Source organism: Klebsiella sp. MS 92-3, from assembly GCF_000195655.1.
Lineage (GTDB): Bacteria > Pseudomonadota > Gammaproteobacteria > Enterobacterales > Enterobacteriaceae > Klebsiella > Klebsiella pneumoniae.
Genome location: NZ_GL882860.1, coordinates 1 through 3,997, shown reverse-complemented (window position 1 = coordinate 3,997; position 3,997 = coordinate 1). Strand labels below are relative to the sequence as shown.

The window sequence follows — 3,997 nt, the reverse complement described above, 5'->3', positions numbered from 1 at the left end:
GGGCGGGTTAGTCGAGCTTAACGCCCAGGCGGTGAGCCACTTCTTCGTAGGCTTCGATCAGGCCGCCAAGGCTCTGGCGGAAGCGGTCTTTGTCCATTTTATCGAGGGTGTTTTTATCCCACAGGCGGCTGCCGTCCGGCGAAAACTCGTCGCCCAGCACCACTTCGCCTTTGAACAGACCAAACTCCAGCTTAAAGTCCACCAGAATCAGACCGGCGTCATCGAACAGTTTTTTCAGCACGTCGTTGGCTTTGTAGGTCAGCTCGCGCATCCGCGCCAGATTCTCTTTACTCACCCAGCCGAAGGTTTCGCAGTAGGAGTCGTTGACCATCGGATCGTGCATAGCATCGTTTTTCAGGAACAGGTCGAACAGCGGCGGATTCAGCTCGATACCTTCTTCAATGCCTAAACGTTTTACCAGCGAGCCTGCCGCACGGTTACGCACCACGCACTCTACCGGCACCATATCCAGTTTTTTCACCAGACATTCGGTATCGGAGAGCAGCGCTTCCATCTGGGTAGGGATGCCCGCTTCTGCCAGTTTACTCATAATGAAATGGTTGAATTTGTTGTTCACCATGCCTTTACGATCGAACTGCTCGATGCGCGCGCCATCACCTGCTGACGTATCGTTACGGAATTCCAGTACCAGCAGGTCCGGATTATCGGTGCTGTATACTGTCTTCGCCTTACCACGATACAACTCAGCTTGCTTTTTCATCTTTCACTACTCCAGTGATATTGAGCCTAAAAATACGTTTCCACCTATACACAAAATCATTCAAAGTGCATCGAGGCGGCAACTGAGCGAATCCCCAGGAGCTTACAAAAGTAAGTGACTGGGGTGAACGAAGGCGGCCAACAAAGAGGCAATTTGAAGGATGATGTGTATACGCACACGTTTGCGTCACTATATATTAAAAGGGCCGGATTGCTCCAGCCCTTTTGATTACTTGTTAAATGCGGCCTGGAATACGGCTACCAGGGCGTCATTTTGCGACTGCGTCAGGGTGTGGCCTTTCGGGTCGATAAACTGCAGGCTACTGCGGTTATCGAGGTCGCCGACCTGCAGTTTGTAGTCGCCGGAGACCAGCTGCGGGTCACGTGCGCCCAGCTCCTGCCAGCTGCTGTCAGACAGCGGCTTATAGGTCAGCGCCATGCTGCCCTGAGAGCGCGTGCTGTCGGTCACTTTCATCCCCACTTTCTCGAGGGCGCCCGGCAGACGCTGCCACACCAGGTTAAACGGCGCGCGAACAACGAGCATCGGCAGGCCGGTATCGTCGGCGGCGCTCTGCACGTCGAAGGTGGCCCCCGCGCTGCGCTGGGCGGCGTTCTGGGCGCTGGTGGCATTCATGTCAAGGCCTTCCGAAATGACGTTCAGCATAGCGGTGCTGTAGCGCTGCAGAGACGCCGGATCGGCAACCGGTTTACCCGCCTGCTCCAGATTCACCAGCTTAACGACCACCGCTTGCTGATAACCCTGCGGTTTGACGGAGATTTGATAACGACCGCGATACTGCTGATCTTCATCAAGACGGTTCCACTCAACCCAGTCGGTGTTCAGCGTCTGGCTCGCATCATCGCGCTTGGCGATAACGTAGTTCTTCGACTGAAGAATACTGGTGACCTGTGCCCACAGCGAACCACTGCGGCCGTTCTCGACCATCAGCGTCGCGGTATCGCCGTTAAACTGGGTCCGCGCACCGCTCACCAGCGCCAGCGGCTGCGCCGGCGGACGAATGTCCAGCGCTTTACCGACCGCGCCGGTGCTGTTAGCCACCGGAATATTGTAATCACCCACCTGAATCGGCAGGATCATCCCCGCCGGCGCGTGAAGTTCGCTCAACGGTGATGCCTGTAAATAGGCCTCATCACCGCTCACCTGACGCTTATAGCGCGAGTCGGAACTACAGGCCGCGAGGAGTAGAACCAGCGAAACACCCGCAACCTTCGCCAGGCGCGACTTCTGTACTGAGTAAGCCATCAAATCTCCCTAAACTTTACAGCAAACCGGCATGCTTCAGCGCGGCAGTGACGGCTTCACGACCATGATCGGTGATAGGCGTCATCGGCAAGCGCAGCGTATCGGTCGCCACAAGACCCAACGCCTTGCATCCCCATTTCACCGGGATAGGATTGGGTTCGACAAATAATTTTGTATGCAGTGGCATCAGACGCTGGTTAATCGCACGAGCTTCGGCAAATTGACCCGCCAGCGCCAGACGGCACATGTCGGCCATTTCGCGCGCCGCCACGTTGGCCGTAACAGAAATCACGCCTACGCCGCCGAGCTGCATGAAGTCCATACCGGTCGCATCGTCACCGCTCAGCAGAATAAAGTCGTCTGAAACCAGCTCTTTGATCTGGTGAACGCGACTTAAGTTCCCTGTTGCTTCCTTAATACCGACAATATTTTTAATTTCCGCCAGACGGCCAACGGTTTCCGGCAGCATATCGCAACCGGTACGGGACGGCACATTATACAGAATTTGCGGCAGGTCAGTATGTTCGGCGATAGCTTTAAAGTGCTGGAACAGGCCTTCCTGGGTCGGACGGTTATAATAAGGAGTGACCGTCAGGCAGCCGACAACACCGCTATCGTTAAAACGTTTGGTCAGGCTAATCGCCTCTGCGGTTGCATTGGCTCCCGTTCCAGCGATAACCGGAATACGCCCGTCGGCCAGCTCCAGCGTCATCATCACCACGTCGCCATGCTCTTCATGGCTCAGCGTTGCGGATTCACCGGTAGTCCCTACCGAAACGATCGCCGAGGTTCCGTTGGCGACATGGTAATCAATCAGTTTTTTCAGGCTTGTCCGGCAGACATTACCGTTTTCATCCATCGGCGTGACAAGCGCTACAATACTTCCCGTGAACATGGGCCATCCTCAGAGCAGAAGTGCGACAAGATTCTCAATGTTACGTTTGGAGCTGTAATAAAAGCAAGAGACATCAGGGATGTTGTATGGCGGTTTTTTTTATGCTTTCCTAATGTTACCTCACCTTTTTAAAGGAAGAACAGGTTTGACAGCCTCATTACAACACTATCTGGTTATTACCGCCCTGGGGGCTGACCGTCCCGGCATCGTGAATACGATCACTCGCCACGTCAGCAGCTGCGGTTGTAATATCGAAGACAGCCGGCTGGCCATGCTCGGTGATGAGTTTACGTTTATCATGCTGCTTTCCGGGTCGTGGAATGCGATTAACCTGATCGAATCAACTCTGCCGCTGAAAGGCGCGGAGCTGGAGCTGTTGATCGTGATGAAACGCACCACTGCGCGCCCGCCGCAGGCCATGCCAAACACCGTTTGGGTCCAGGTTGAGGTGCCGGACTCACCGCATATCATCGAGCGCTTTACTGCCCTGTGCGATACATGGAATATGAATATTGCGGAGCTGGTGTCCCGCACGCAGCCGGGAGACGGCGATTCCGCGCAGCTTTTTATCCAGATAACTGCCCACAGTCCTGCGACGCAAAATGCAGCAAATATCGAACAAGCGTTCAAAGCCCTATGTACAGAACTGAACGCACAAGGCAGTATTAACATCGTTAATTATTCACAGCATGATGAACAGGATGGAGTTTAACCCATGACCCCACTGAAAGCCGGTGATATCGCACCGAAATTTAGCTTACCGGACCAGGACGGCGAGGAAGTAAATTTAACCGACTTCCAGGGACAACGTGTCCTGGTTTATTTTTACCCGAAAGCCATGACCCCGGGCTGCACCGTCCAGGCGTGCGGCTTGCGCGATAATATGGACGACCTGAAAAAAGCCGGCGTTGAAGTGCTGGGCATCAGCACCGATAAACCGGAAAAACTCTCCCGTTTCGCCGAAAAAGAGCTGCTGAACTTTACGCTGCTGTCTGATGAAAACCATCAGGTTTGCGAGCAGTTTGGCGTCTGGGGCGAAAAATCCTTTATGGGGAAAACCTACGACGGGATCCACCGGATTAGTTTCCTCATCGATGCCGATGGCAAAATCGAACACG

5 protein-coding genes are annotated in these 3,997 nt (G+C 54.3%); 2 read left to right on the top strand and 3 right to left on the bottom strand.

Translation table 11 applies throughout. The annotated features are described in order from the left end of the window. Positions 1-7: 7 nt before the first annotated feature. The 3 genes from purC to dapA all read right to left on the bottom strand — a co-directional run bounded on the left by purC (position 8) and on the right by dapA (position 2,879). The gene (gene purC, locus HMPREF9538_RS03490; RefSeq protein WP_002913801.1) at positions 8-721 is read right to left on the bottom strand and encodes a phosphoribosylaminoimidazolesuccinocarboxamide synthase; all 714 of its coding nucleotides are present in this window, start codon (positions 719-721) and stop codon (positions 8-10) included. A gap of 228 nt (positions 722-949) precedes the next feature. Next, on the bottom strand, positions 950-1,984 hold the full coding sequence (gene bamC / locus HMPREF9538_RS03495) for an outer membrane protein assembly factor BamC (protein ID WP_002913802.1): 1,035 nt from the start codon (positions 1,982-1,984) through the stop codon (positions 950-952). 16 nt (positions 1,985-2,000) lie between these two features. Continuing rightward, entirely contained in the window at positions 2,001-2,879 is an 879-nt protein-coding gene (dapA, locus tag HMPREF9538_RS03500; protein WP_002913803.1) for a 4-hydroxy-tetrahydrodipicolinate synthase, read from the bottom strand. Between the two features lie 145 nt (positions 2,880-3,024). On the opposite strand from dapA, the gene HMPREF9538_RS03505 reads away from it, so the two are divergent. Together HMPREF9538_RS03505 and bcp are read left to right on the top strand one after the other, a co-directional pair. Beyond that, entirely contained in the window at positions 3,025-3,591 is a 567-nt protein-coding gene (locus tag HMPREF9538_RS03505; protein WP_002913804.1) for a glycine cleavage system transcriptional repressor, read from the top strand. A 3-nt stretch (positions 3,592-3,594) separates the two neighbouring features. After that, a partial coding sequence (gene bcp / locus HMPREF9538_RS03510; protein ID WP_009486196.1) for a thioredoxin-dependent thiol peroxidase occupies positions 3,595-3,997 on the top strand: 403 nt, incomplete at its 3' end.

What these genes read in the sequence shown, in the direction of transcription:
- purC (WP_002913801.1), bottom strand. Translation starts at nt 721, where the DNA reads ATGAAAAAGCAAGCTGAGTTGTATCGTGGTAAGGCGAAGACAGTATAC.
- bamC (WP_002913802.1), bottom strand. Translation starts at nt 1,984, where the DNA reads ATGGCTTACTCAGTACAGAAGTCGCGCCTGGCGAAGGTTGCGGGTGTT.
- dapA (WP_002913803.1), bottom strand. Translation starts at nt 2,879, where the DNA reads ATGTTCACGGGAAGTATTGTAGCGCTTGTCACGCCGATGGATGAAAAC.